22 protein-coding genes and 1 pseudogene are annotated in these 23,659 nt (G+C 44.2%); 8 read left to right on the top strand and 15 right to left on the bottom strand.

The window, feature by feature from the left end; translation table 11 throughout:
- Positions 1-58: 58 nt before the first annotated feature.
- Positions 59-721: a murein L,D-transpeptidase catalytic domain family protein gene (locus tag BQ7489_RS09755; RefSeq protein WP_374044785.1), complete on the bottom strand. Its 663-nt coding sequence runs from the start codon at positions 719-721 to the stop codon at positions 59-61.
- A 201-nt stretch (positions 722-922) separates the two neighbouring features.
- Positions 923-1,951 carry a L,D-transpeptidase gene (locus BQ7489_RS09750; protein WP_072530844.1) on the bottom strand — a complete coding sequence of 343 codons (1,029 nt, stop codon included), beginning with the start codon at positions 1,949-1,951 and terminating at the stop codon, positions 923-925.
- A 189-nt stretch (positions 1,952-2,140) separates the two neighbouring features.
- Here BQ7489_RS09750 and BQ7489_RS17430 point away from each other — a divergent pair, with 189 nt between their 5' ends.
- The gene (locus BQ7489_RS17430; protein ID WP_072530843.1) at positions 2,141-2,428 is read left to right on the top strand and encodes a toprim domain-containing protein; all 288 of its coding nucleotides are present in this window, start codon (positions 2,141-2,143) and stop codon (positions 2,426-2,428) included.
- A pseudogene (locus BQ7489_RS09740) lies at positions 2,373-2,617 on the top strand (TraQ conjugal transfer family protein); the annotation flags it as partial. The gene BQ7489_RS17430 and the pseudogene BQ7489_RS09740, both read left to right, overlap by 56 nt.
- Positions 2,618-2,712: 95 nt before the next feature.
- On the opposite strand, the gene BQ7489_RS09735 reads toward BQ7489_RS09740, so the two are convergent.
- Complete coding sequence (locus BQ7489_RS09735; RefSeq protein ID WP_162617798.1) at positions 2,713-5,019, bottom strand: outer membrane beta-barrel protein; 2,307 nt, start codon at positions 5,017-5,019, stop codon at positions 2,713-2,715.
- 146 nt (positions 5,020-5,165) lie between these two features.
- Positions 5,166-6,767: a hypothetical protein gene (locus tag BQ7489_RS09730; RefSeq protein WP_072530841.1), complete on the bottom strand. Its 1,602-nt coding sequence runs from the start codon at positions 6,765-6,767 to the stop codon at positions 5,166-5,168.
- 371 nt (positions 6,768-7,138) lie between these two features.
- Between BQ7489_RS09730 and BQ7489_RS09725 the strand changes: the two genes are divergently transcribed.
- Entirely contained in the window at positions 7,139-7,876 is a 738-nt protein-coding gene (locus BQ7489_RS09725) for a hypothetical protein (protein WP_072530840.1), read from the top strand.
- Positions 7,877-7,978: 102 nt separating this feature from the next.
- Here BQ7489_RS09725 and BQ7489_RS09720 read toward each other — a convergent pair whose 3' ends face one another.
- From BQ7489_RS09720 to BQ7489_RS09705, 4 genes are all read right to left on the bottom strand, one after another.
- A complete protein-coding gene (locus BQ7489_RS09720; RefSeq protein ID WP_072530839.1) occupies positions 7,979-8,791 on the bottom strand; it encodes a hypothetical protein in 813 nt (270 codons plus the stop codon).
- A gap of 220 nt (positions 8,792-9,011) precedes the next feature.
- Positions 9,012-9,506 carry a thioredoxin family protein gene (locus BQ7489_RS09715; protein WP_072530838.1) on the bottom strand — a complete coding sequence of 165 codons (495 nt, stop codon included), beginning with the start codon at positions 9,504-9,506 and terminating at the stop codon, positions 9,012-9,014.
- Positions 9,507-9,709: 203 nt separating this feature from the next.
- Entirely contained in the window at positions 9,710-10,330 is a 621-nt protein-coding gene (locus tag BQ7489_RS09710; RefSeq protein WP_072530837.1) for a LysO family transporter, read from the bottom strand.
- Entirely contained in the window at positions 10,320-10,607 is a 288-nt protein-coding gene (locus tag BQ7489_RS09705) for a LysO family transporter (protein WP_072530836.1), read from the bottom strand. The genes BQ7489_RS09710 and BQ7489_RS09705 overlap by 11 nt, the downstream gene beginning before the upstream one ends.
- Positions 10,608-11,048: 441 nt before the next feature.
- Here BQ7489_RS09705 and BQ7489_RS09700 point away from each other — a divergent pair, with 441 nt between their 5' ends.
- The 3 genes from BQ7489_RS09700 to BQ7489_RS09690 are packed head-to-tail and all read left to right on the top strand — an operon-like array spanning position 11,049 to position 14,174.
- On the top strand, positions 11,049-11,897 hold the full coding sequence (locus tag BQ7489_RS09700; RefSeq protein ID WP_072530835.1) for a hypothetical protein: 849 nt from the start codon (positions 11,049-11,051) through the stop codon (positions 11,895-11,897).
- A gap of 55 nt (positions 11,898-11,952) precedes the next feature.
- Positions 11,953-12,957, top strand: a complete 1,005-nt coding sequence (locus BQ7489_RS09695; protein ID WP_072530834.1) for a hypothetical protein — start codon at positions 11,953-11,955, stop codon at positions 12,955-12,957.
- 5 nt (positions 12,958-12,962) lie between these two features.
- On the top strand, positions 12,963-14,174 hold the full coding sequence (locus tag BQ7489_RS09690) for an acyloxyacyl hydrolase (protein WP_072532112.1): 1,212 nt from the start codon (positions 12,963-12,965) through the stop codon (positions 14,172-14,174).
- Positions 14,175-14,320: 146 nt separating this feature from the next.
- Here the strand turns inward: BQ7489_RS09690 and dapA are convergent, their stop codons facing one another.
- Both dapA and ligA read right to left on the bottom strand, forming a co-directional pair.
- Positions 14,321-15,214 carry a 4-hydroxy-tetrahydrodipicolinate synthase gene (gene dapA / locus BQ7489_RS09685; protein ID WP_072532111.1) on the bottom strand — a complete coding sequence of 298 codons (894 nt, stop codon included), beginning with the start codon at positions 15,212-15,214 and terminating at the stop codon, positions 14,321-14,323.
- A gap of 104 nt (positions 15,215-15,318) precedes the next feature.
- Positions 15,319-17,331: an NAD-dependent DNA ligase LigA gene (gene ligA / locus BQ7489_RS09680; protein ID WP_072532110.1), complete on the bottom strand. Its 2,013-nt coding sequence runs from the start codon at positions 17,329-17,331 to the stop codon at positions 15,319-15,321.
- Between the two features lie 101 nt (positions 17,332-17,432).
- On the opposite strand from ligA, the gene trmD reads away from it, so the two are divergent.
- Complete coding sequence (gene trmD, locus BQ7489_RS09675; RefSeq protein ID WP_072530833.1) at positions 17,433-18,113, top strand: tRNA (guanosine(37)-N1)-methyltransferase TrmD; 681 nt, start codon at positions 17,433-17,435, stop codon at positions 18,111-18,113.
- Positions 18,114-18,279: 166 nt separating this feature from the next.
- On the opposite strand, the gene BQ7489_RS09670 is transcribed toward trmD, so the two are convergent.
- The 5 genes from BQ7489_RS09670 to BQ7489_RS09650 form a co-directional block, all read right to left on the bottom strand.
- The gene (locus BQ7489_RS09670) at positions 18,280-19,191 is read right to left on the bottom strand and encodes a dihydroorotate dehydrogenase (protein WP_072530832.1); all 912 of its coding nucleotides are present in this window, start codon (positions 19,189-19,191) and stop codon (positions 18,280-18,282) included.
- Positions 19,179-19,955 (bottom strand): dihydroorotate dehydrogenase electron transfer subunit, encoded by a 777-nt coding sequence (locus BQ7489_RS09665; protein ID WP_072530831.1) that lies wholly within the window; start codon positions 19,953-19,955, stop codon positions 19,179-19,181. Before BQ7489_RS09665 ends, BQ7489_RS09670 begins: the two co-directional genes overlap by 13 nt.
- An 85-nt stretch (positions 19,956-20,040) precedes the next feature.
- Entirely contained in the window at positions 20,041-20,448 is a 408-nt protein-coding gene (locus BQ7489_RS09660; RefSeq protein WP_072530830.1) for a helix-turn-helix domain-containing protein, read from the bottom strand.
- 857 nt (positions 20,449-21,305) lie between these two features.
- Positions 21,306-22,322 carry a DNA polymerase III subunit delta gene (gene holA, locus BQ7489_RS09655; RefSeq protein ID WP_072530829.1) on the bottom strand — a complete coding sequence of 339 codons (1,017 nt, stop codon included), beginning with the start codon at positions 22,320-22,322 and terminating at the stop codon, positions 21,306-21,308.
- An 11-nt stretch (positions 22,323-22,333) separates the two neighbouring features.
- Positions 22,334-23,110 (bottom strand): AMP nucleosidase, encoded by a 777-nt coding sequence (locus BQ7489_RS09650; protein ID WP_072530828.1) that lies wholly within the window; start codon positions 23,108-23,110, stop codon positions 22,334-22,336.
- Positions 23,111-23,168: 58 nt separating this feature from the next.
- Here BQ7489_RS09650 and BQ7489_RS09645 point away from each other — a divergent pair, with 58 nt between their 5' ends.
- The gene (locus tag BQ7489_RS09645) at positions 23,169-23,618 is read left to right on the top strand and encodes a type I restriction enzyme HsdR N-terminal domain-containing protein (protein ID WP_072530827.1); all 450 of its coding nucleotides are present in this window, start codon (positions 23,169-23,171) and stop codon (positions 23,616-23,618) included.
- Positions 23,619-23,659 lie beyond the last annotated feature (41 nt).

Here is a 23,659-nt window from a genome sequence, read left to right as displayed (position 1 = left end):
AGATGCAGTCTTTCCGGGACAGTACGACCTCCAGTTTCACTGCCCATGTGTCCCAAAGTCACAAACTGACCCGACTTAACAAAGAGCTGGTATCTTTCCCGCTTGTCAGTTTCCCATTGATGTACACACGTCCTATCCGATCGTCATTCAGGATGGAACTATGAGCCAGATATTCGGGAGATTCGGCGTAGATGAAAATCACGCTGCCACCTTTGATGGTGTCAATAAGAGGACGGGTGAGATTACGGGGAACTGCCGGACAACCGAAACTGCGGCCCAACCGGCCGGATGCCTGCGCCACCGACGGGTCGGCGTAGGCGGCGCCGTGTACCACAATAGCCCTTTCACGAGCACGGTCGTTGATACCTTTCTCCAGTCCGTCCAGAATCAGTGAATAACCGTTCCTGCCGGAATAAGGAGTATCGGTGAGATAGAATCCCAACGAACTTTTTAGCGAACCGTTTTCGTTTGAAAAGGACGTGGCGTATTTCCCGCCGCTGTTCTTGCCGTGGGAAACGACCGAAGAAAAAAGCATGGTTTTCTTCTTCATGTCAAAAACATAAAGGCGCTTTTCGGTAGAAGGTTTCGAAAAGTCAATCAGTGTGAGTATATCCTTTTTCCGTCCCTCAATCTTCAGGTATCCGGTCACCGCCTGGCGGAAGGCCTCCTTATTGACAACTCCTTCCAGCCGCATCTCCCGATAAAGGGAAGAACAGACCATAGCCGGAGTGCTTACCGCCGGCCCGGACGTCACGTTGTCGGTGAAGCGTCCTTTCAGAGCCAGGAAAGAAGGGACGAATACAGCAATCAGCAGTATGATGATTCTTTGCATATATCCGGTCCTAAAAAAACGGTGCAAAGTTACGGATAAAATCCGAATCATTTAATAAACAGGATGTTAAAAAAGGGAACCGGTCTGTTTTTATTCGATGACCACTACCAGTGACAGGCCTGTCGGAGCCCAGTCGTATACAAACTTGGCATGCGACGTGGCATTGCGCACACACATGTGCGACCGTGGTGTGGTTCCCAACGACCAACTGTATTCTATCATGGACGTTCTCGGCACGTTGACCGGAACCCCGTGTATATACGCCCCGTTGGTGAAACGGCTGGCATAAGGTGCATATCCGCCGGTGGCAGCCGATCCGTCCTTCAGGAATACCATCCGCACCTTCTTCTCCTGAATCAGATACATCCCCAGCGGAGTAGCCTGCCCGTAAGGAGGGCGGTGCAGTCCGGTGGTAGCGGGATTGACGCTGCGTATCAGCCACGATCCCCTTTCCTTCCACTCCAGCGTAGCCGTATTCTGGTTATGGCGGTCTACAATGACTACATGCCGGAAAGCGGTACTGTCGGGCAGTATGCCGGCATATTTCTTCGGCACCATCCAGATCTCTTCAAAAGTAATCGGGGCCACTTCATAGAATGTACCTTTTTCCGACAAAATCTTGGCCAATGACCCGTCACGTCCGTAGCGGACGGGTACCAGGGTGTCGGGATACAGATAAAGCGGCACCGACTGGTAACGCTCCACCCCCAGTGTATCGGATACACGGTGATAGGCATCGCGGGTATAGGTATGGACCAGCGGAGACTCACCGTTCCGGTTCTTGTAATTCCGGAATACACACCAGATACCGCCACTCTCCTGCATGTTTTCAATGAAAGCCAGGCATTTCCGTATGACGTCCCACTGCACATAACGTACGGTATCCTTATAAGGGTATACGTCTTCAAGGGTATATTTGTCGTAGAGCAGTTCCCTGGCCAGGACAATATCCTCACCGGCAAGAGGTTTTTCAATGAAAGACAACTCCCCTGTTTCCGGCAACACCAGACTTGTATCCTGCAGCAGTACCTGAGGCTCCTGCAACCTATTTTCCGGACGGTCGCAACTTCCGTACAGGATAGTCAGAACCATCATCCAGGCTTGTATGACCCGTTTCATAGACGACAAATTTGCTTGTTTAGCGTATATTACAAATATAGTGAAACTCACCCGATTTCGAATGGATTCAGGAAAAATAATGTAAACTATTGGGTTTTCAGGGATATACGCAGCATTATTCCACATTCGTAAAAGTATGCTTTGAAGCCGTTTTTCGAATAGTTAAACAGAAAAATTGCTACTTATCCGTTGCCCATTCCTGTTACATGGAGTTGTTTGAAAATCCTTTCTGTTCCAGCCGTAAAGAACACAGTTTCATCATTTTGGCTTAACGAAAAGGGTTTCATCGACTTCCTTTCATGGAAGGTACTCGGCATCAGCCGTGATGAGGACTATCTGGTCCTCAATTCGGTAGCCCTGCTTGAACGCTCATTCTCTTACTTGGACCATTACGGGAAGATCCGGTGCTACCTGGACAATGACGATGCCGGTGCCCAAGCGTATCGTGAAAGGCGATACCGTGGAAATCCGTTGTAAACTGAAACGGGAAGGACGGTTCACCGATGCCCGCTATACCATCCCTATTTCCAGCCGGACGGCGAAGGCAAGCTGCGCATGGACGACGGAATGGTACTGCTGCCCAACGACCGTTATCCCCTGGACAGGGAGGTGTTCCGCCTTTATTACACCTCCGGCGGCAAGGAACAGCCTGTCGTCATCGTATTTCTGCTGCTCTTTGAAGAGTAAGAGAAAAGGAGAATCTTCGGTGTATTGCCGTCGGATTCTCCCTTTTTAGTAGAGTAATTCTCTTAATCTGAATCTTATAAACGATTCTTTTCGCTTTGACCGGCACCCCTTCCTTTATATTTGCTCATCGTAGAGTTAAATGCATAACGTATGGTGAGCCGAACAGCCTGTGAATCACTATAGTTCCATTTGTCAAGTTTCATTTGAGTTCCATAGGTTATCATTGAATTACGGGCTGTTTTGAATATATCTGTTGCACTAAGCTGGAAGAACCAGTTTCCAATCGTTTTGGTTACACCCAGATTTATTTGCCAAGACGGTTTTAGTGTAACCACATCCATATCTCCCGATGTATGATATAGCATATTACCTGTAATGGTGAAACCTTTTCCGACAGATAAGCTGTTGTAGAAATTGATAAACAACAATGGATTGTTCATTCGCAGTTCTGTTCCCATAAATGGTATTTTAAGTTTTTGTCCCATCAGATTAAATTGGAGACGAGGTGACCAGATTGATATTTTAGGGGATAGAGATACCATCGCTGTATATTCTGAGATATGATCATAATTCATATAAGTCATCAGATTTACAGGTTCTCCTTCCTTATATGCTTCCACAATCCCGACTATAGCATCTTTTACATATTGATAGCTTGCTGAAAAGAAAACCCATTTGTAAATACCAGCCAAAGAAACATCGTGATTCATTTCCGGTTTCAATAGAGGATTTCCTGTCTCATAGGTAAAGCGGTCGTCATATTGTATATTGCTGCTCAATTGACTATACAGCGGACGCTTTGTCTTGGCTGTATATGATAGAGTAAACTTAGCTTTTTTAATGGGGAACGTAAAGTCTATATTGGGAAACAGACGGTCATATTTTCGGCTTTGCTCTGATATTAAGAGCCCATTCTCATAGTAATCGGATATAGTATGCTCATACCTTAATCCCCCTGAAAGTTCATAGATTCCTATGGGGAAAGTGGCACTTATGAAACCGGCAATATTATGTTCCTTGATATTGTCATCCGCATCCGGCAAAAAATTATTATAGTTATCATATCGGTCAGTTCTGTTTGTATAAGTGTACTCATAACCGGCCTCAAGTGTATTTTTGCCAAAGTCGTAATCCAGGACGGATTTGGAGGCAAACATTGAACTGTTGATGTGATTCAGGCTGCTTATTGTCGATTCTCCTTCCGATAAACTGACTTCATCTATTTCCTGTTCAGCTTTATTGCGGCTTGAATAATAGTCGTTATTTACAGTAAGCGTCCAATCACCATATTCGCCTATATAATACATGTTCAATATGTTTGTCGGCATATCCTTTCTTTTCCAGTATGTATAGTAATCTATTTTATCATCAAGGGTACCATTTAATTCGATTGTTTCATTTGTGGTCCAGGCTGAATGATTGTAAGGTGTACCTCGAAATTCATATTTTGCTCCTAATACATTCTTAGGGTTAATTTGCCAGTTGAAACCTAAATTGGCATTATAAGTTGTGCTGACAGGCAATATGATAATGTCAGAATTCAGCTCATACAGATTATGCCCGGTATTTATCAGGGTGACATTTTTCTGCTGCTGATACCGTCTTGAGTGGTCAAAAGCAAAGGTCCCGAATATGTCAAGATTATTCTTCCTGAAATTGAGTGAAAGGTTGTCCGAATCAGACCAGGAGTGAGCAGCCCGGACGACACCTTGTATTGAGCCGCTTAATCCGTCTCCTTGTTTCTTGATTGTGCGGACTAATAGCACCGATTTTACTTCCGCACCATATTTTGCACCGGGATTACTGATTACTTCCACACTTGCAATATCTTTTGATGACATTCTATATAATTCGCTGTTATCCGTCAGTTTTCTCCCATTCACATATATTATGGGTGTCCCTTTGCCAAAAACAGTAAATTTGTCATCTTCACGCATCACGCCCGGAAGTTGTCCAATCACATCCATTGCATTCCCGAGCAGGCTCAAAACAGACCCGTTCACAGTTGTGATTATGCCCCCTTTTGTCAAATGTTGAGAAGGTCGTTTTGCCGTTACCGTAACTTCGTCAAGCAGGATATTGTCTGAAACAAGTACAAGTGTTCCAATATCGTTTTTCTCATCCAGCGTTTTTATGATTGTCTTGTATCCGAGAGCGGAAATTTGTAGAAACTTTGCTTTTGCATAATCGGTAAAAAAATCAAATTTACCGCTTGCGTCTGTTACTGTTCCTGCGATATATACGGAATCAGTACCCATCAAAATAACATTTGCAAACTCTAAGGGATTCTGATTCTCATCACATACCACACCTTTGATTTGCGCCTTGACTATAAATGGCACAATCATTAAAACGAAAATAAATAAAAGATTTCTTTTCATACTTGCTTGCATTTTTATGACTCAATGCAAAAGTATGATTTTAGTTATAGGGGCCTTAAAACTATGCATTGCAGATTTATTGCAATGAAGGTTTCCGTGTTTCACATTTGTTTCAATTCCTGCATATTATAATGTATATCAGCTTATTATCTACCGAATATAAATTGATACATCTGAGGGTCAAGCTTTTCTTTAAGCCTGCTTTTTCGGGTTCTGATAGCGTTTTCCGAAGCCCCCATACACTTGGAAATCGTTGTATTATTTATTTTCAGAAGACAAAAGAGACATAGTGTCAGATCATCCAGATTGACTCCATTGCCTGCTGCTTTTATATCGATTATCATGTCTGTGAATTCTTCAAATAACTGTTTCCTGAGTCTATCCCTTTCTGCAGGCGGAAGAAAAGAACCATTGGAATGCTTGTCATTCCCTTCCAATATTTGAAGTTTCTTCATCCATCCATTCCGAATGAAATTGTCTCTGCAAATATCAGCTCTTTTTTTCCAAATCTTTGTTAATTCAGAATCTTGGTCATTTTCAGAATCGATAGATTGTAATTCTATCTGATTGACACGAATCTGGTCCAGTTCTTTTCTTATTTTTATATATTGTTTCTTGTTATTTCTGTCGTATAGGAAGAACAATATTATACCAAAGAATACGATTGACAATATGATGACAATCTTTCTTTGGGTTCTTAGTTGAGATTCATGAATGTGTTTCTGCAAAAGTAAGTTGTTGCTTGAAATCTCACTATTCAGAGCTTCTTTTCTTGAAATGACTTGTGAAATTGAATCGTTCCTTGTAATCCCTTCACTTGCAGAAACTTCTTCACCCAAGGTGTATTTTACACATGCATTGAGTATTTTGAGGCTGTTATATGTATTGATTGAATACTTATCAGGGGCACTACTATATAACGAATCAGCTTTGTCGCATAAATATTTTGCAATGCCTGTATGCCTGTTGTTTAGATTAAGAAAACCTAAAGTAATCAATCTTCCCAAACTGTTTTCAGGTAATTCCGTTAAATAACTCTTGGCTTTTTCGTAATTTACGCCTGGTGTATTTGCATAATTCAGCACATAGGTTGTATAATTAGATTCTCCTTTATTTTGTTGTGAAAAATCAATGGCACGGGCGATATAAACCAATGCGGAGTCATTTTCATTGATAAAGCCATAACAGGCTCCAATTTGATGCAGAGCATAGGCCTTTTGTTGTTCTGTCTCCGCATAAGTTAATGCTTTCCTTGTATATACTATTGCTTTATTGTAATCTTTTTCAGCAGACGGTTCACAATAAATATCTGCCAGTTTCATATTCAAAGAATATAGCTGGGTTTTATTTCCCTCACCTATCATGTTGATTGATTGCTGCAAATAATAGAACATTGAATCCTGTTGTCCACGCCACATAGACTGATAGGCTTTGAGTTGATAGGCTTTGAATAGCTCTATACTGTCACAATTCTGCTTGAAATATGATACACTGTTGTCCAAAAGGCTATCGGAAGCAAAGGCTTTGTTTTGTTGAAGTTTTACTATAGCAAGCAATATTCCGCATCGTGCTCTTTGTTGCTGGGTCAATTTTGAATATGGATATAATGTTTCCAGTATTGTTTGGGCAGAATCGGGATGCTCAACGGCTATTGATTCTGCCGTATCCAAAATCCTCTCTTTTTGTGTGGAATTGTTACATGCACATAACGCCACTGCTAATATAATGATATATAGTATATTTCTCATACTTGCCCCTTTTGATACAAAAGTATATATTTCTTTTAAGAAAACCGTTAAGGAAAAAGAAAGATTACATCAAACAGAATGTTGGGTCATACTGATATTTGTCATATAGCTGTTGAAATAAGGTAGTTCCAAGTATCGAACGAAGATGGAAGGTGGAATATCTACTGCTTTCTGAAGAATAAAAGAAAAGGGAGAATCTTCGGTGTATGGCTGATGGATTCTCCTTCATTTTGATAATTGCTCTATGACTATTATAAAGTCATCAATTATACAATTGAAAATGCCCAAAGTTCGTATATTTGCATTCAAATGCCAAATTTTCTTTGGTAGTATTAGTATTATTAAATAAATGTAGTCAAATAAAAATCATCATGGTAAAAAAAGAGATAATTGATGATTGGCAAGAGAGATTTCCTATTTTGTCTTCTTATACACCTTCAACTTTATACATGAAAGCAGACCTCGTATTGTGGGGATTAAGGATTGATAAAATCTTTTCAAAACAATATCGTATCATCTTCGAATGTCTGCCATTATGGGAAGAATCCATACAGAAAAGAAACATACCCGTTTTTCACACTGAGCTTTGGGGTAAGAATAGAACCCAGTTTTATATAGACTATGCTTCCCATGACAGGCTGTTTCAAAGTGCTTCCGACTTTGCCGAGAAACAGTTTGGGCTATTTTTCCATCCAGAAGTTGTAGTCAGTGATGTATGGCAATGGCTCAATCAATTATCTTCTTCATTTATCCCGGAACATAATCCGATTAAACTGTATCGTATTTTTGAGTTCAAAGTTGCTTTGGCTCTTTTTTTAGGTGACATGAAGTTAATGGATCAAGCAAAAAAAGAGATAGATACAGAAATCAGGCATTGGGATGTGCTGCATTTTCAAAAGTTATTTTCAAAATCCCCCGATGAATGGCGAGCAGAATTGTATGCAAAGTTTGAAGATCGGGATTCTTTTATACGGTTGGTTGACTCAAATATGAATGATAAAAGGATTATAGGATTAAAAGAGGCTCATTTCTGTACTTCTGATATTCCTAAGAAATCTTTTTTTAAGGAAATTCTTCAAGATGTTTTCAGAAAAGAACTTCATCTTTAAGGAAAAAGAACTTGATCTTTCGGTCAGAATGACAAGTTCCTTCACTTCAAACGACAAGGTGTCTGAGAAACAAGCCTATAATGCTCCGGAACAGGCCCTGATCTATAACGAAATCTTGCCTTCGTTTACCTGGCTCACCTCAACGCTGTCTATGGGTACATACAGCGTCAGGCTGTCCATGGCCGGCACCTTTATCCGGCACCAGCGTCTGGCTATGCTGTCAATACGCACTTCCCGACCGAAGCCGATCTCCAGACTCTCGTCAAACTGCCGTACAGCCTTCCTGTGCGGACTTCCATAAACGTTTCCTGCACTGATGAACGCCCATTCGCCACATTGTATGGGACTGAACGTAATTCCCCGGCAGTTATCGGGCATCTTCAGCTCTATATCAAAATGATGGGCCAGCTCGTCGGTACTCATATAAACGGCTGTAAGAAAATCATTCCTCAGCCAGTCTTTGGAATAGGTGTGCTCCACTCTCATCCTGCCGCCGTGCGCAAATACGCGCCCGTAGTCCTTGCATCCGTTGGCAAAGGCCGAATAAATCAAGGCTCCGTCTTCACCGTAATAAGCGATGCTGTTGAGGCTCCCGCCGTCGGCCCAGCGGTTCATGCACTTCCTTACCCTTCCCTCCGCATCGAAGTAAATCTGCATTATGACAGAAGCCTGGGTCATGGCATTGCTCGAAACCAGCTCGCAATGGTCGTACATTTCGGGCAGGAGAAATTCTTCATACACGTATTTCCCCTGGCGGTCTACCGGCACCAGATATGCTTCATATAATTTCATGCTGTTGATGGAATCGACCGAAACTTCACATTGCTTGAAAGAGTCCAGGCGGGTTACCGTGCCACAGGCCGACAGGAAAAGGACCAGAACCGTCCCGAACTTATAGAATACATTCTTTTTCATTTCTCATAGATTTAGTTGTCACAAATTCAGTCTGTGTAATGTCTCTGCTGTCCGGAGATGGCGGACTTCACAAATGTAACGTTTTTATTTTATTCTACCTTCTGTACAGAAAAAATAAAGTTGCCCGCCCTGCTCAAAACGCAAGGACAGGCAACTTTCTGCTTTTTGTTGTATTCAAATGTTCTAACCCATTCTTCCCATCATCAGACCTGGCCCCAGCCTAGTCCAGATAAGAAGCCAATTCGGCAGCTGTAATGTTCTTGGCAACAATTACGCCACGGCTGTCAAGCAAGTAGTTCTGGAAACCTTCTTCCAGACCGAAAGCCTGATAAGCCTCCGAATCGGAACCCATAGTTTCTACAAAACAGTCGGCGTCCGAAAGTCCGTCCTGTCTGACCGATGCCCGGAACACCGATGCATAGCGGTCGAAAGAAACCGAAATCATCCTCACCCGGTCATACTTGCCTGCCAGGTGAGACAATGCAGCGTTTTTTTGTCTGGACACTGCATCGTAACTTGCCCAGAAGCTCAACAATGTATATCCTTTCGGATCGGCCTGCAGGTTGAGCGGCTGTACGCCTTCACAGAGTGACAATTGCGGAGCCTTATCACCCGGCAACAGTTTCTCTGTCGGTACACTCCCTTTGTCAAATGAAAGGGAGATTAAGGAACTGAATACTAATACAACAAAAAACCACTTTACATTTTTGATCATGTAATTTGATTTTAGTTAATACTATCCGGGACTGTCCTTTACAGTGATTTCTACCCGGAACATACTTTATAGGACTGAATATCAGAACCTATTTCTGTGGAAATCTGTTGCAAAGATAAGCAATTATTACTTAACGGCCTAAAAAAACAAAGAAAAATTATGCTTTATAACATATTTTCATGCTTGACACAGAAATTTCTACTCTAGCTGCAGAAGAAAGTGATGAGCACAGGAATGACAATTTCCAGTGCAATCCCCTGTATAATGGCCACCGGAACATACTCCTGCCCCGAATACTTGCTGATGGAAGGCAGGCACACATCGATCGACGTGACACCGGCAGCCGATATGGGAGCCAGCTTACCGAATTTCCGGGCATAGAGAGGCGCTCCTATCAACGCAAACAGCTCACGGAACACATTCGTAAGCAAGGCTACCGCACCTAACCTGGATGCCAGCTCCATTCCTACCGACGCTTCCTTGAACTGCACAATCATGATAGACGACAGGGAATAATATCCGAAACCGCTCCCCACAGCCAGCCCGTCGGACAAGTTCATGGCAAGGAAAACGCTGGCTATAGCCGAAAACAGCAAGGTACCCGCTACGGTAAAGGCCGGAAACATCAGCGATGAAAAACGGAAATTGTTCTTCATATAGCCGAAATCACTATTGGCACCTATATTCAGCCCCGCCTGGAGAACCAGGAACATCAGGATATAATGTGAAATTTCATTGCAATGTCCCAGCAAAGGCGACTGGATGAAGTATCCGCACAGGATACCTGCCAGTAATGACACGATGACCATCAGATTACTTTTCATATTCTCCTCCTTTCTTCCGGTTAAACAGGAACCTGTATGCCAGCAGAGCAGCCAATACACTGCCCAGCACCCCGCAGGCAGCCATGATAAAAGCCTGGAAACCCAAATCTCCTACACTGCTCATCAAGGATTTGTTCGAACCGATGGTAATCCCGAAAACGAACAGCATTACCCAGATGGTATATGAAATGGATTTATCCAGTTTCTTGAAAACACGTACTTTACGAAATAAAAAACCTATAATGGAACCGACAAACAATATACTTAAATACAACATAATGATAACTGGTTAAACGTTATTTCCGAGGCATGGTACAAGCACGAAGCTCTTTTCCATCCATGCGGAAAGACTGCAACGACGGGAAGGCCTGCAAGAACTTCCCACTACTCTTATCAAGACGGAATAATGTCGGTTAAGATAGGATAAAACCGGAGAACCAATGGGCAATGAGTATCACGATACCCCAGCAAAGCTGTGTATTCACGATTCTGTTATTGAAGTAATTGGTCCGGTACATATTGATAATTGCATAAAAACTTAATTTTTATGCAAAGATAAATCGATTAAAGGAATAATGCAAGTTTTTTACAGGAAATTTATTGCTGCGGTGCAGTAAAACCCGAAGGACGGGATTTTATCGGTAAAATGGATCTTGTTTTGTTGCATATATAAGCAGGATTTTATTCCTTTGTCAAATAATAGAAACAGAAACCTGATATGAAGACAGATAAAACACTTGCAGGCATGCTCCGGATATGCCTGTTGACGGCAACCCTAACGTTCGGTTCCTGTAGCAACGACTCTCCCCAACTTCCGTCCATGCTGTCCTTTTCGGTAGGCGACACCATCCGGACCGACAAGACATCCTGTGAATTCGATATCGTTTCGGGGAACGGAGGCTACCAGGCATACGTAGAATGTACCAACGGATACACACAAGGTAGTGCGGATATAACCGGAAACCACGTAAAGGTGGAACTTATAGACCCCGTAACTTACCTGACCATTACCGATAAAAACGGATATTCCCAGAAATTCTTTATCGAAAGTTCCGATTCATCCCTGATTCCTGTTTACCATTCCATTTACCTGAATTACGGATGTCCCATGGAAAGCAGCTTCAACCAAGGCGTGGGAGGGTATTCCATCATTCGGCAGACAGGCTCGCATGCCACCGAACTGACTTTGGGGGCAGGTTATGGTTATGTGCTCACTCCTCTTGCTCCCGACGGAAGAGACTGGTATATACTGAAGGACAGAAGAGGCAGCATCTTTTACGTAGAAGCCGTGACGGCAAGAGGATGCGACATCCGATCGGAAGCGACATCTTTTCAAGCAGGAAAAAATGAAATGGTCTACTTCCCCCTGAAATACGGTGAGGGCAACTGGAAAATCATCAGTCGGCCGGATAACAACAGTCCGTTCATTCTGGTGATTTCCAAGGCTGGCAAGCAGGAATATGACGTACTCCAGGTCCAGATGTGGGATAAGGACGAACCGATGACGTTCGTTCTGGAAGACCGAAACGGACTCCGTACAGAACTGAACGTCTATCCGAAAAAATGATCGGGCATTTAGAAATGGCAATTGACACAGAGTCCCTTTAATGATGAAAAACAACATGAAAGCATCTTTTTACTACTTGATCTTGTGGGCATTGATATCGGCGGCATCATTCAGTTCCTGCAACAGCGACATATTTATAGACAATTTCCATGACTATGATCATTTTCCCTCCAGCCTTGACATGGAAGGAAACGGAGACAGCATTGAAATAGTCTTTACCGCTGCCAACTGGGATATTCTGTCTGTCTACGAGACATTTATAACGATGACACGCTGCGAGATTTCGGCATACGACCAGGAAGGAAACCCCATCGAACCAGGAGACTCTTCCCCACTCTTGAGCGGACTTGGAAAAGTGGTGTACCAGAACAATGAAGGGCTTTTCAAAGTCACGTTCCTGAAAGACGGCCCGGAAACCCTGAAAATAATGACCGAAAACGCCACCAATGACAACCGGCAGATATACCTTGAAGTAGGAAACGAGTATGACAACCGGCAGATTATCCTGAACATACGGACTTCCAAACTTTATGTATTCAACAGCATTGTCTTCCAGACACCATCCGTCAGTTCCGTAAGAGAAGACCATAACAAAATAACCCTTCACAACAATTCGTCGCAATCCTTTCCTTGGATAGTAGATGCTCCGGACGAATATAAGGAACTCTATTTCACGAACGACACCTGGAATTCCGACATATACTCGCTGCTGGAAGGAACCATGGTGGAAATCCCCGCAGCGGAAAGTGAGGACGGAGAGCTGACCTTCTCTCCCGAAACCGTCCCCTTCAAGGAAAGGAACAGGATGCCGGTCACGACAGACGACCAAACCGAAATAACCATCGACGCCTATACCGATGTCGAAATAAATTGGTATACCATATACAAAGTACTGGACTGTGACTATACCATCTATATATGGAACACGAAAACCGACGAACGGATAGGATTCGGGGGACATCTGACCTACAAAGTGCCGGACACGTCGGGCATGACAGTAAACACATACCCGATACCCGAAAACGCAAGGAACTACGAAACACAGACAAAACCTGATTGAACACCATGAACAGAAGAATACACATCGCCTGCCTGCTCTTGGCAGCACTGACCATACAGATGCCCTCGTATGCACAAAAAATCGTCCCGGCCGGAAACGACACGGTACAGAACCGGAAAGGTCTTGTCCACGAACTGGGAATAAACTTCCGCCCGGGATACATTGCGCCTGTCAATGGCTTTTTCGACGGGAACAACGCAAAAGGCAAGCCCATACGTACCGCCCTGTCGGGACACTTGCAATACGCCTTCCGTTTCAGTCCACATTCGGAGTTGGGACGCCTGTATCCGAATACCTATCAAGGAATAGGTGTAGCATACAGCTCCTTTTCCGACAAGGAAGAACTGGGAACCCCCGTTTCCGTATATGTGTTCCAAGGATCGCGTATAGCCCGGATATCGTCCAGACTCTCATTGGATTACGAATGGAACTTCGGGGCTTCTTTCGGGTGGAAGACAAACAAGGATGCCCCCAACAACAATGTGACAGGTTCGAATATCAACGCCTACATGAATATAGGTGTACTGCTGAACTGGCAGATCACACCCAACTGGCGCCTGAATGCAGGTGTAGACCTGAGCCATTTTTCGAACGGCAACAGCCATTATCCCAACGCCGGCGTGAACACCTTGGGAGGAAGAATAGGACTGGTACGTACTTTTGGAAATACTGTACAGGACAATACATTCCCCGTAACTCACACAACGTTCCGGAAACACATCAGCTATGACGTGATCGTATACGGTGCTACCCGTATCAAAGGTCTGAACTGGGACGACCACAGCACACTGGTACCGGGCTCGTTCGGTATCATAGGAGCCAACTTCAACCCGATGTACAATTTCAACAAGTATTTCAAGGCCGGCGTATCGCTGGATGCACAATACGATGAAAGCGCCAACATCCAGGAACATATCATAGACCCCGAATTGACCGGAGACGCCATCAAGTTCTACCGCCCGCCTTTCAAGGAACAGTTCAGTATGGGCCTTTCACTCCGGTGTGAATTTGTCATGCCCATATTCTCGATCAATTTCGGTATCGGAAGAAACCTGCTATCCAAAGGAAAAGATACGGAAGGTTTCTATCAGATTCTGGCATTAAAGACATCCGTCACGAAAAACCTTTTCCTGCACGTGGGTTACCAGCTTTCGAAATTCAAGGATCCGAACAACCTGATGCTCGGTTTCGGATACAGGTTCCATAACAAACGGTAGAATTCCCTCTGCAAAGCCTTTCGGAATCCGCCGGAACATATGAAAAGAGCGGAGAAAACAGCCTAAGACCATTTCACTCCGCTCTTTTTTGCTTTATTTCCTTAAACGGGAAAACCTAAATACCCGTTCAGGAAACAGAAGCGATATCAGCATTTTATTTTCAGTTCATCCAGAATTTTCTTCATCTGTTCGAAAGTTGTGATACGAGTAGGGACCAACGGCAAGCGAAGCCTGTTCTTGATCATGCCCATCATGCTCAACATAGCCTTGACCCCGGCAGGATTCCCGTCTACAAACAACAGCTTGAACAGTTCTGTAAACTTATGGTGGATAGTAAGCGCACTGTTATAGTCGCCAGCCAATGCCAGACGGGTCATACGGCTGAACTCCCGCGGAAAAGCGTTTCCGATTACCGAAATGACACCTACCGCCCCCAAAGTGATCAGCGGGAAAGTAATTCCGTCATCCCCTGAAATCACATCGAAATCCTGGGGTTTGTTCTTGATGATATCATCCATCTGAGTTATGTTACCGGAAGCTTCCTTGATGGCAACGATGTTCTTGAAATCGCGTGCCAGACGCAGGGTAGTCTCGGCCGTCATGTTCACCCCAGTACGGCCCGGTACATTGTACAGGACCACAGGCAGATCGGTAGCCTCGGCTATAGCTTTATAATGCTGGTAGATCCCTTCCTGCGAAGGCTTATTGTAGTAAGGAACAGCCACCAATACGGCATCCACTCCCCTCATATCGTCGTTCTTCAAGGTATCTACAACGGTCTGTGTACAGTTGCTGCTCACTCCCAACAGGATGGGCACACGACCGTTTACACGTTCTATCACCACCTTCTTTATCTGCTTCTTCTCTTCGGCAGTCAATGTAGGGGTTTCTGCCGTAGTACCCAATACACAGAGAAAGTCCGTACCGTTCTGCACCTGGTATTCAACCAATCTTACCAGTGCATTATAATCTACGCTTCCATCTTCATTGAACGGAGTAACGAGCGCCACCCCCATTCCTTTCAGCTTTCTTTGTATCATAATCAATAATAAACGCTAAATCGGAGTACAAAATTACAAATATTTTCTATCCAAACTACTATTTTATTTGTTTTTTTGCCTTATCAGTTAAAGTCTGAAAGAATTCACTCTTCATTTATCATATCCAGAAAACGGGTTTCATCAATGATGGGAATGTTCAGCGCCCTCGCCTTTTCCAGTTTGCTGGGGCCCATATTGTCACCCGCCAAAATAAAGGAAGTTTTCCGGGAAATACTGCCTACATTCTTGCCTCCGTGCCTTTCTATCAGTTCCTTGTATTCATCGCGCGAATGGCGGGTAAACACACCGCTTATCACTACCGACTTGCCTTGGAGCTTGTCGGAATAGGCGGCCGTGAGTGACGGGTCGGCTTCCATCTTCAGTCCGGCCTTACGCAGGCGTTCTATGATTTCCCGATTCTTTCCGTTCGCAAAATACTGAATGATGCTTTGGGCTATCCGTCCGCCTATTTCGTCAACATGTATCAGGTCATCGAGTGTAGCGGCTGCCAATGCATCTATGGAAGGGAACGCCTTGGCCACCTTCTTGGCTACGGTCTCGCCCACAAAACGGATGCCCAAGGCAAAAAGCACGCGCTCATAAGGCACCTCCCTGGAACGGGCTATACCGCTGATAATGTTTTCGGCCGATTTCTCGCCCAGACGTTCCAGACGGCTGATATCGGCAGCCTTCAAATCGTACAGATCGGCCACGTCATGAATCAAGCCCTCCTGATAAAAGAGATCAACCGTTTCAGGACCCAGACCTTCGATATTCATCGCCCTACGGGAAATGAAATGCTCGATGCGTCCTTTAATCTGGGGCGGACAAGCCGTTTCATTGGTACAGTAATGTGCAGCCTCATCTTCATAACGCACCAGCTTGCTTCCGCACTCCGGACAATGGGTAATAAAAATAACCTTCTCACTTCCCGCAGGACGCGAAGCCAGGTCTACACCTGTAATTTTGGGAATAATCTCACCACCTTTCTCAACATAAACCATGTCACCTATGTGAAGGTCGAGCGAGGCAATAATATCGGCGTTATGCAGAGAAGCCCGACGCACTACTGTTCCAGAGAGCTGCACAGGCTCCAGGTTGGCCACCGGCGTAATAGCCCCGGTACGTCCCACCTGATAAGTCACTTTCAAGAGACGGGTAAGCGCGCGTTCGGCCTGGAACTTGTAGGCAATGGCCCAACGGGGCGATTTGGCGGTATAGCCCAGGTTACGTTGCTGGCGGAGGGAGTTCACCTTCAGCACGATACCGTCGGTAGCTACGGGAAGGTTCTTGCGCTCCACATCCCAGTAATCGATAAAATCAAAGATTTCCTGAAGGGTACGCACCTTGCGGGCTATATGCGATATCTTGAACCCCCATTTCTCGGCCTCCTGCAGGTTCTCATAATGCCCGTCGTGCGGAAGATCCTCCCCCAACATATAATATAAGTAAGCGTCCAGCTTTCGGGATGCTACCACAGCCGAATTCTGCGACTTGAGCGTACCCGAAGCGGCGTTACGCGGATTGGCGAAAAGAGGCTCCTCACGCAATTCGCGCTCACGGTTCAGTTCTTCGAACACATCCCAAGGCATCAGAATTTCGCCGCGCATCTCGAAGCTCTTCGGATATCCGCTTCCATGCAGTACCAGAGGAATGGAACGGATGGTCTTTACATTGTCGGTCACGTCATCACCCTTCACTCCGTCGCCTCGAGTCACGGCACGTACCAGCTTACCGTCTTCATAGGTAAGAGAAATGGAAGTTCCATCGAATTTCATTTCACAGCAGATTTCGAAATCCTCGTTGAGCGACTTCTTCACACGGTCATAAAACTCAGTAACCTCAGCCTGCGAATAGGTATTTCCCAGCGAAAGCATAGGATACCGGTGCACTACCTGGGTAAAATTCTTGTTCAAGTCGCTCCCCACACGCACACTGGGAGAATTCTCGTCGAAATGTTCAGGATGACGTGCCTCCAGATCCTGAAGTTCGCGCATCATGCGGTCGAACTCCTGGTCGGAAATGACAGGTGCGTTCAATACATAATAATTATAGTTATGAAGATGCAGTTCCTCACGCAACTGGTCTATTCTTTTTATTTCATCTGTTTCAGTCATAATATCCGGTATGAAGTTTCGTGCAAAAATAAGAAAAATGTGCAAGAGGCGGTGTGGGTACAACAGAAACTTTGTACTTTTGCGGAAAATAACATGAACATATGAGAATAGATATTATAACCGTTCTGCCCGAGATGATTGAGGGCTTCTTCAACTGTTCCATCATGAGCCGTGCCCAAAAGAAAGGCATCGCCGAATTTCATATCCACAACCTGCGCGACTATGCTTACGACCGCTACCGGAAGGTGGACGACTACCCCTTCGGAGGCTGTGCAGGGATGGTAATGAAAATTGAACCGATAGACCGATGCATCTCGGCCCTGAAGGCCGAACGTGACTACGACGAGGTAATCTTCACTACCCCCGACGGGGAGCAGTTCAACCAGCCGATGGCGAACGCCCTTTCACTGAAGCAGAACCTGATTATTCTGTGCGGACACTTCAAAGGGATAGACTACCGTATCAGGGAACATTTCATTACCAAGGAAATCAGTATAGGTGATTATGTACTTACCGGTGGAGAGCTGGCAGCCGCCGTCATTGCAGACGCAATTGTGCGCATTATCCCAGGAGTGATTTCCGACGAGCAATCGGCTTTGTCGGATTCGTTTCAAGATAATTTACTGGCACCGCCTGTATATACACGCCCGGCTGAATACAAAGGATGGAAGGTGCCCGATATCCTACTCTCGGGACACGAAGCGAAAATACGCGAATGGGAATTCCAACAATCGCTGGAACGTACCCAACGCCTGCGCCCCGACTTGCTGGAAGATAAATAATTCTGACAAAAAATAGAGTTTTCTGAATAAACAACATTTCCGGCTGATGACGGGATTCTTCCCGTCAATACATGACAAACAAAAGGCGGAGAACACACCGGGACGATACCCGATAGGTTCTCCGCCTTTTCTATATAGTAATACCCAAGGCTATTATGTAAATATTTTATACCTCCAATGCACCGATGATATCACGAACCGAAGCGTATCCGTGGCGGTCGAGATAATCGTTTATTCCCTGAGCCACCTTAACCGTAACAGCAGGATCAATAAAGTTGGCCGTACCGATCTGAATGGCAGTGGCACCTGCCAGAAGAAACTCTACAGCATCCTTCCAAGTCATGATACCTCCCAAACCTACAACCGGAATCTTCACGGCTTTTGACACCTGCCATACCATACGCAGAGCGATAGGCTTGACGGCAGCCCCACTCATACCTCCTGTTATGGTAGAGAGCACAGGCTTGCGCTTCTCAGCATCGATAGCCATACCCAACAGCGTATTGATGAGCGAAACGCTATCGGCTCCAGCAGCCTCGGCCGCACGGGCAATCTCTGTAATATCTGTTACATTTGGCGAAAGCTTCACGATAAGCGTCTTGTGGTATACCTTACGCACAGCGCTCACCACCTCCTCGGCTCCCCGGGCACTTACGCCGAAAGCCATTCCTCCCTGCTTCACGTTGGGACATGATATGTTCAGTTCAATAGCGGGGATGTTTTCCAGTTCATTAATAATGCCGGCCGTTTCAGCATAATCTTCCACCTGCGAACCGGACACGTTCACAATCATGTTGGTACGGATATCCTTTATCTGCGGATAGATATGGTCTACAAAATAATGTACGCCCTTGTTCTGCAGACCTACGGCATTAAGCATACCCATCGGAGTCTCTGCCATACGCGGATAAGGATTTCCCTCACGGTGATGCAGAGTAGTACCCTTTACAATGATACCGCCGATCTTTTCCAAATCTACAAAATCCTGGAATTCCAGACCATAGCCGAATGTCCCCGATGCTGTCATCACCGGATTCGACATTTCCAATTTACCGATGTTTACACTTAAATCTGCCATAACAATTTCTTTATATTAAATACCGGACCTTCTTTACATACACACACATGCCCCTCGTCGGTCTTTTCCACACAACACAAGCAGGCACCTACACCACATGCCATGGTATTTTCGAGCGACACTTCACAATCTATATCGGCAGTTTTGGCATATTTGGCCACAGCCATCATCATAGGTTTCGGACCACAGGTATAGATCATGTCAAACTTGCGTTCACGAAGTACGCTATGCATGGTTACATAACCCTTTTCACCCATGCTCCCATCTTCGGTAGTGGTGTAGACATCTCCCAAAGCCCCAAACTGTTCAAGCTGAAGCAAATCGTTTGCCGAACGGGCGCCCAACAGGAACGTAGGCTTGCATCCCGTTTTCAACAAGGCTTCACCCAGATAAAGCATCGGGGCAGTACCTACACCGCCACCAACCAGTAACACTTTCGTTTCGGGTGTTGCGGGAATGGTAAAGCCATGCCCCAAGGGCAGTACTACGTTAACTATGTCTCCTTTCTGTACGGTAGCGAGCTTGCGTGTCCCGTCGCCCACCAGCTGTACCAGAAACCATACCTCGTTCGCCTTTCTGTCTACATAATTAATGGAAATGGGACGACGCAGGAAAGTGGTGTTCGAACCGTCTACGCGAATCTCTGCAAACTGACCCGGAAGCATTTCCGGCAACGGATCAGATTGGGTCAACTTGATAAGAACATAGTTTGAATGTAACCGGATGTTCTCAGTGACCGTCAAATCTAGAATGTATTTTTTCATAAAAAATCGGGTAAATTCGTTTCTTACCTGCAAAGATAAGGAATTTACCCGATAACTAAATCAATGACCCTACCGAATACAGGACTCATTTGTCCGATTTAAATACCTGGTAGGTACCATTATCAAAGAATACTCTTATTTCGGTAATTTTCGGTTGAGGCTTTTCTATATACTTAACTTCCTCACGCACAACTTCTTTAGGGGTATAAAGAGGCGCTTCTGACCCATTTTCCCTGCGAAAATCGAAACCGACCGGAGCTATATCCACATTTTCGCGATTCTCAGGCTCCAGCATTTCGCCTTCACCATATAGCAACCAGTTGATATTGATATGAGGATAGGCTTTATGTATCCGCATGACAACTTCCAGACTGGGTTTGTTCCGTCCGTTAAAGATGTGCGACAAGGAAGATGTGGAAATTCCAATCTTCTCGGCAAACTCGGCATTGGTCAAGCCTTCCATTTGCATGATCTGTATAATCCGGTCTTTCATTTCCACGATAAATTTACATTTTGTCTATAGATACAAAAGTAATCCATTTGATTTTCATTTGCAAATTTACATATAGAAAAGTTTATATATATTTGTACAATAAAGGACTTTCCATATATTACAAATGTACTTATACAGATGTAAACGAAGACTCATATACTATGGAATCAACTTTAATGACATGAAATAATACATTGGTATTCAGTAATATATATATTATAATATGCATTTTACATCTCTATTTTCCCATTTCCAAGTTACCTATGTATATAAATTAAAGCCAAACATTAAAAAATAATATATAATTTACTGATTATAATATATATATTCATGAATAATCATAATGCATATATTTTAATGTACAAATACATATGTAAAAGAACAAAGTAATCTCCTGTCAAACACCAGATTATACATCAGTAAATCTTCAAAGATATACATTTACATTTATCATCGATTACATTTGTAAATAGCTATAGATGCTATTATGAATTTACATATGTATATACAAATGTAAAGTAATATTCGGACATGAACCTATTCCCAATAATACTTGGTGAGATTTTAAAATTTGTAGGCGAACTTATTCCTGCCCGCAAATTTTAAAATCTCACACCCTCAGAAAAACAGATTGAATTACTCACTTGATTTCACCCTACACGGAAAAAATATCTTTTCCATCAGGCATTCATATAGGCGTGTTTCACTTATCGATCATATAGGGGTATAAAAAAGCTAGGGGTATAAAAAAGCCGGACCTCCCAAAGGAAATCCGGTTTCTCCATAAAAAACCGTAAAATTCATTCAAGGAATCACGCCGGTTCAGTATCGTTCATAATATAGACATCCCATTCAATTCAATGAAGAATCATATAGACCAGTTCACGCAGCAAGTCCCCATCGGTAGCCGATGCGTTTCCCATACCTTTTGATTTGACGTCGCAGGTACGGATAGCTCCGATAATCTGCATCACTTTGACACCCGAATAACGGTGCATGGCGATAACGTAATCCTTTGCCTGCCACGGAGAGCGAAACCCGAGCTGGGCCGCTATTCCTTGATCTGATTTTTCGGGGGCATAGTATGCCAGCATCAGATTGGCAAAGAAATTGAACAAGACCGAAAGAGTAAGCTGCAACGGGTTACTTTTAGGATTTTCTTCAAAATATTTTACTATTTGATTTGCCTTAAACACATCTTTTGCTATTAATGCATTCCTCAACTCAAAATTATTGAAGTCTTTACTTATCCCGATATTCCGTTCGATCTGCTCGGGTGTGATACGCCGTACCCCTTTTGGCAAGGTGATAATTAATTTTTCCAATTCGCCTACCATCCGGTTCAGATCAGCCCCCACAAATTCGGCCATCATTTCTGAAGCTTTAGGTTCTATTTCTACCTGTTTACGCTTCAAATACGCCGAGATGAATCCGGGGAGCTGTGCATCTTTAATACGTTTTGACTCAAACAAAACACCAGCCTTTTCAATTTCGGCCGTCACTTTTTTTCTGCGGTCGAGTGTACCATGTTTATAGCAGAACACAAGGATAGTAGATTTAAGCGGCTTCTGAAGGTAATAAACAAGTCCGTCCAGATTCTTGAGATTCTGTGCCTCCTTTACCACCACAACCTGATATTCCGCCATCATCGGATAGCGACGGGCCGTATTGATAACAGATGCGATATCGGTATCAGCACCATAGACCACTGTCTGGTTGAACTCCTTTTCAGTATCGGAAAGGACCGTGTCCATGATATATTCCGAAATACGGTCAATATAGTAGTCTTCTTCTCCCATAAGAAAATAAACCGGAGCATACACCCTGTTTTTAAGGTTGCGTACTATTTCTTCGTATGTAGTATCCTTTGCCATCAGCAGTAAAATTACCAGTCAAATTTCAAGTGTTTCACTGTCTTTTTCTCTTCTATGATCATGCGCAGGGCATCGATTCCGATCTCCACATGTTCCTGTACAAAATTATGTGTTACCATATTGTCACTCTGCTCGGTCTTGACACCCTCGGGGGTCATCGGCTGATCGGAAACCAGCAGAAGTGCACCTGTTGGAATGTGGTTGGCAAAACCCGTAGTGAAGAGCGTAGCGGTTTCCATATCAACACCCATAGCACGGGTCTTCAGCAGATACTTCTTGAACTCTTCATCATGTTCCCAGATACGGCGATTAGTCGTATAAATGGTTCCCGTCCAGTAGTCGCGTGAATGGTCACGGATGGCCGATGATACGGCCCTTTGCAACATGAACGCCGGTAACGCAGGCACTTCAGGCGGGTAATAGTCGTTCGAAGTCCCTTCACCCCGGATAGCCGCAATAGGCAGAATGAAGTCGCCCAACTGATTTTTCTTATCAATGCCTCCACACTTGCCAAGAAACAGACAGGCCTTAGGATGGATGGCACTCAGCAGGTCCATAATAATAGCTGCATTAGGACTTCCCATACCGAAATTAATAATAGTGATACCCTCCGCATGAGCCGACGTCATATTGGCGTCACGCCCTAATACAGGTACATTGAAGCGGTCGGCAAAAAGCTCCACATACCGATTAAAATTGGTCAGCAGTATATATTCACCGAAGTCACCAAGCGCACGTTTCGTATAGCGGGGCAACCAGTTTGCTACAATTTCAGCTTTTGTTTTCATAATCTTTTCGTAATTTTGTTTTCGGATAATTGACAACCTATAATTGCAAAAGTAGTAAATGTTACCGTTAAACTTACCATCCTACTCATATAAAATAACCATCAGGGAAGGCAAAAGATTCATATTCGACACGCTCCGGAAAAAATACGTAGCACTGACTCCCGAAGAATGGGTGCGCCAGCATTTTACCCATTTTCTGCTGGAACAGAAAGGTTATCCCGCAGGGTTATTGGCCAATGAGGTACAGATAAACCTGAACGGTACCCGCAAACGATGCGATACTGTGCTTTACAAGAAAGACCTCACCGCCCGGATGATTGTAGAATACAAGGCCCCACACATAGAAATAAGTCAAGCCGTATTCGACCAGATTACCCGCTATAACATGGTACTGAAGGTAGATTACCTAATAGTGACCAACGGCATAAAACACTATTGTTGCCGGATTGACTACAGCACGAACAGATACAGCTTCCTTCCCGAAGTACCCGCATACGGTGACCTGTAAAAAAGATAAGGGTGGCGGACAGGAATGCATGCTTTCACACG

It is taken from the genome of Bacteroides ilei, assembly GCF_900128495.1.
Classification (GTDB): Bacteria; Bacteroidota; Bacteroidia; order Bacteroidales; family Bacteroidaceae; genus Phocaeicola; species Phocaeicola ilei.
The sequence above is the reverse complement of the archived record's forward strand: the minus strand, read 5'-3'. Positions and strand labels throughout refer to the sequence as shown.

Coding starts and splice junctions, on each gene's coding strand:
- BQ7489_RS09670 (WP_072530832.1), bottom strand. CDS start 19,191: ATGGCAGATTTAAGTGTAAACATCGGTAAATTGGAAATGTCGAATCCG.
- holA (WP_072530829.1), bottom strand. CDS start 22,322: ATGGCAAAGGATACTACATACGAAGAAATAGTACGCAACCTTAAAAAC.
- BQ7489_RS09705 (WP_072530836.1), bottom strand. CDS start 10,607: ATGTTGTATTTAAGTATATTGTTTGTCGGTTCCATTATAGGTTTTTTA.
- BQ7489_RS09700 (WP_072530835.1), top strand. CDS start 11,049: ATGAAGACAGATAAAACACTTGCAGGCATGCTCCGGATATGCCTGTTG.
- BQ7489_RS09730 (WP_072530841.1), bottom strand. CDS start 6,767: ATGAGAAATATACTATATATCATTATATTAGCAGTGGCGTTATGTGCA.
- BQ7489_RS09755 (WP_374044785.1), bottom strand. CDS start 721: ATGGTCTGTTCTTCCCTTTATCGGGAGATGCGGCTGGAAGGAGTTGTC.
- BQ7489_RS09725 (WP_072530840.1), top strand. CDS start 7,139: ATGGTAAAAAAAGAGATAATTGATGATTGGCAAGAGAGATTTCCTATT.
- dapA (WP_072532111.1), bottom strand. CDS start 15,214: ATGATACAAAGAAAGCTGAAAGGAATGGGGGTGGCGCTCGTTACTCCG.
- BQ7489_RS09735 (WP_162617798.1), bottom strand. CDS start 5,019: ATGAAAAGAAATCTTTTATTTATTTTCGTTTTAATGATTGTGCCATTT.
- BQ7489_RS09710 (WP_072530837.1), bottom strand. CDS start 10,330: ATGAAAAGTAATCTGATGGTCATCGTGTCATTACTGGCAGGTATCCTG.
- BQ7489_RS09720 (WP_072530839.1), bottom strand. CDS start 8,791: ATGAAAAAGAATGTATTCTATAAGTTCGGGACGGTTCTGGTCCTTTTC.
- BQ7489_RS09665 (WP_072530831.1), bottom strand. CDS start 19,955: ATGAAAAAATACATTCTAGATTTGACGGTCACTGAGAACATCCGGTTA.
- BQ7489_RS09660 (WP_072530830.1), bottom strand. CDS start 20,448: ATGAAAGACCGGATTATACAGATCATGCAAATGGAAGGCTTGACCAAT.
- trmD (WP_072530833.1), top strand. CDS start 17,433: ATGAGAATAGATATTATAACCGTTCTGCCCGAGATGATTGAGGGCTTC.
- BQ7489_RS09690 (WP_072532112.1), top strand. CDS start 12,963: ATGAACAGAAGAATACACATCGCCTGCCTGCTCTTGGCAGCACTGACC.
- BQ7489_RS09645 (WP_072530827.1), top strand. CDS start 23,169: ATGTTACCGTTAAACTTACCATCCTACTCATATAAAATAACCATCAGG.
- BQ7489_RS09650 (WP_072530828.1), bottom strand. CDS start 23,110: ATGAAAACAAAAGCTGAAATTGTAGCAAACTGGTTGCCCCGCTATACG.
- BQ7489_RS09715 (WP_072530838.1), bottom strand. CDS start 9,506: ATGATCAAAAATGTAAAGTGGTTTTTTGTTGTATTAGTATTCAGTTCC.
- BQ7489_RS09750 (WP_072530844.1), bottom strand. CDS start 1,951: ATGAAACGGGTCATACAAGCCTGGATGATGGTTCTGACTATCCTGTAC.
- BQ7489_RS09695 (WP_072530834.1), top strand. CDS start 11,953: ATGAAAGCATCTTTTTACTACTTGATCTTGTGGGCATTGATATCGGCG.
- ligA (WP_072532110.1), bottom strand. CDS start 17,331: ATGACTGAAACAGATGAAATAAAAAGAATAGACCAGTTGCGTGAGGAA.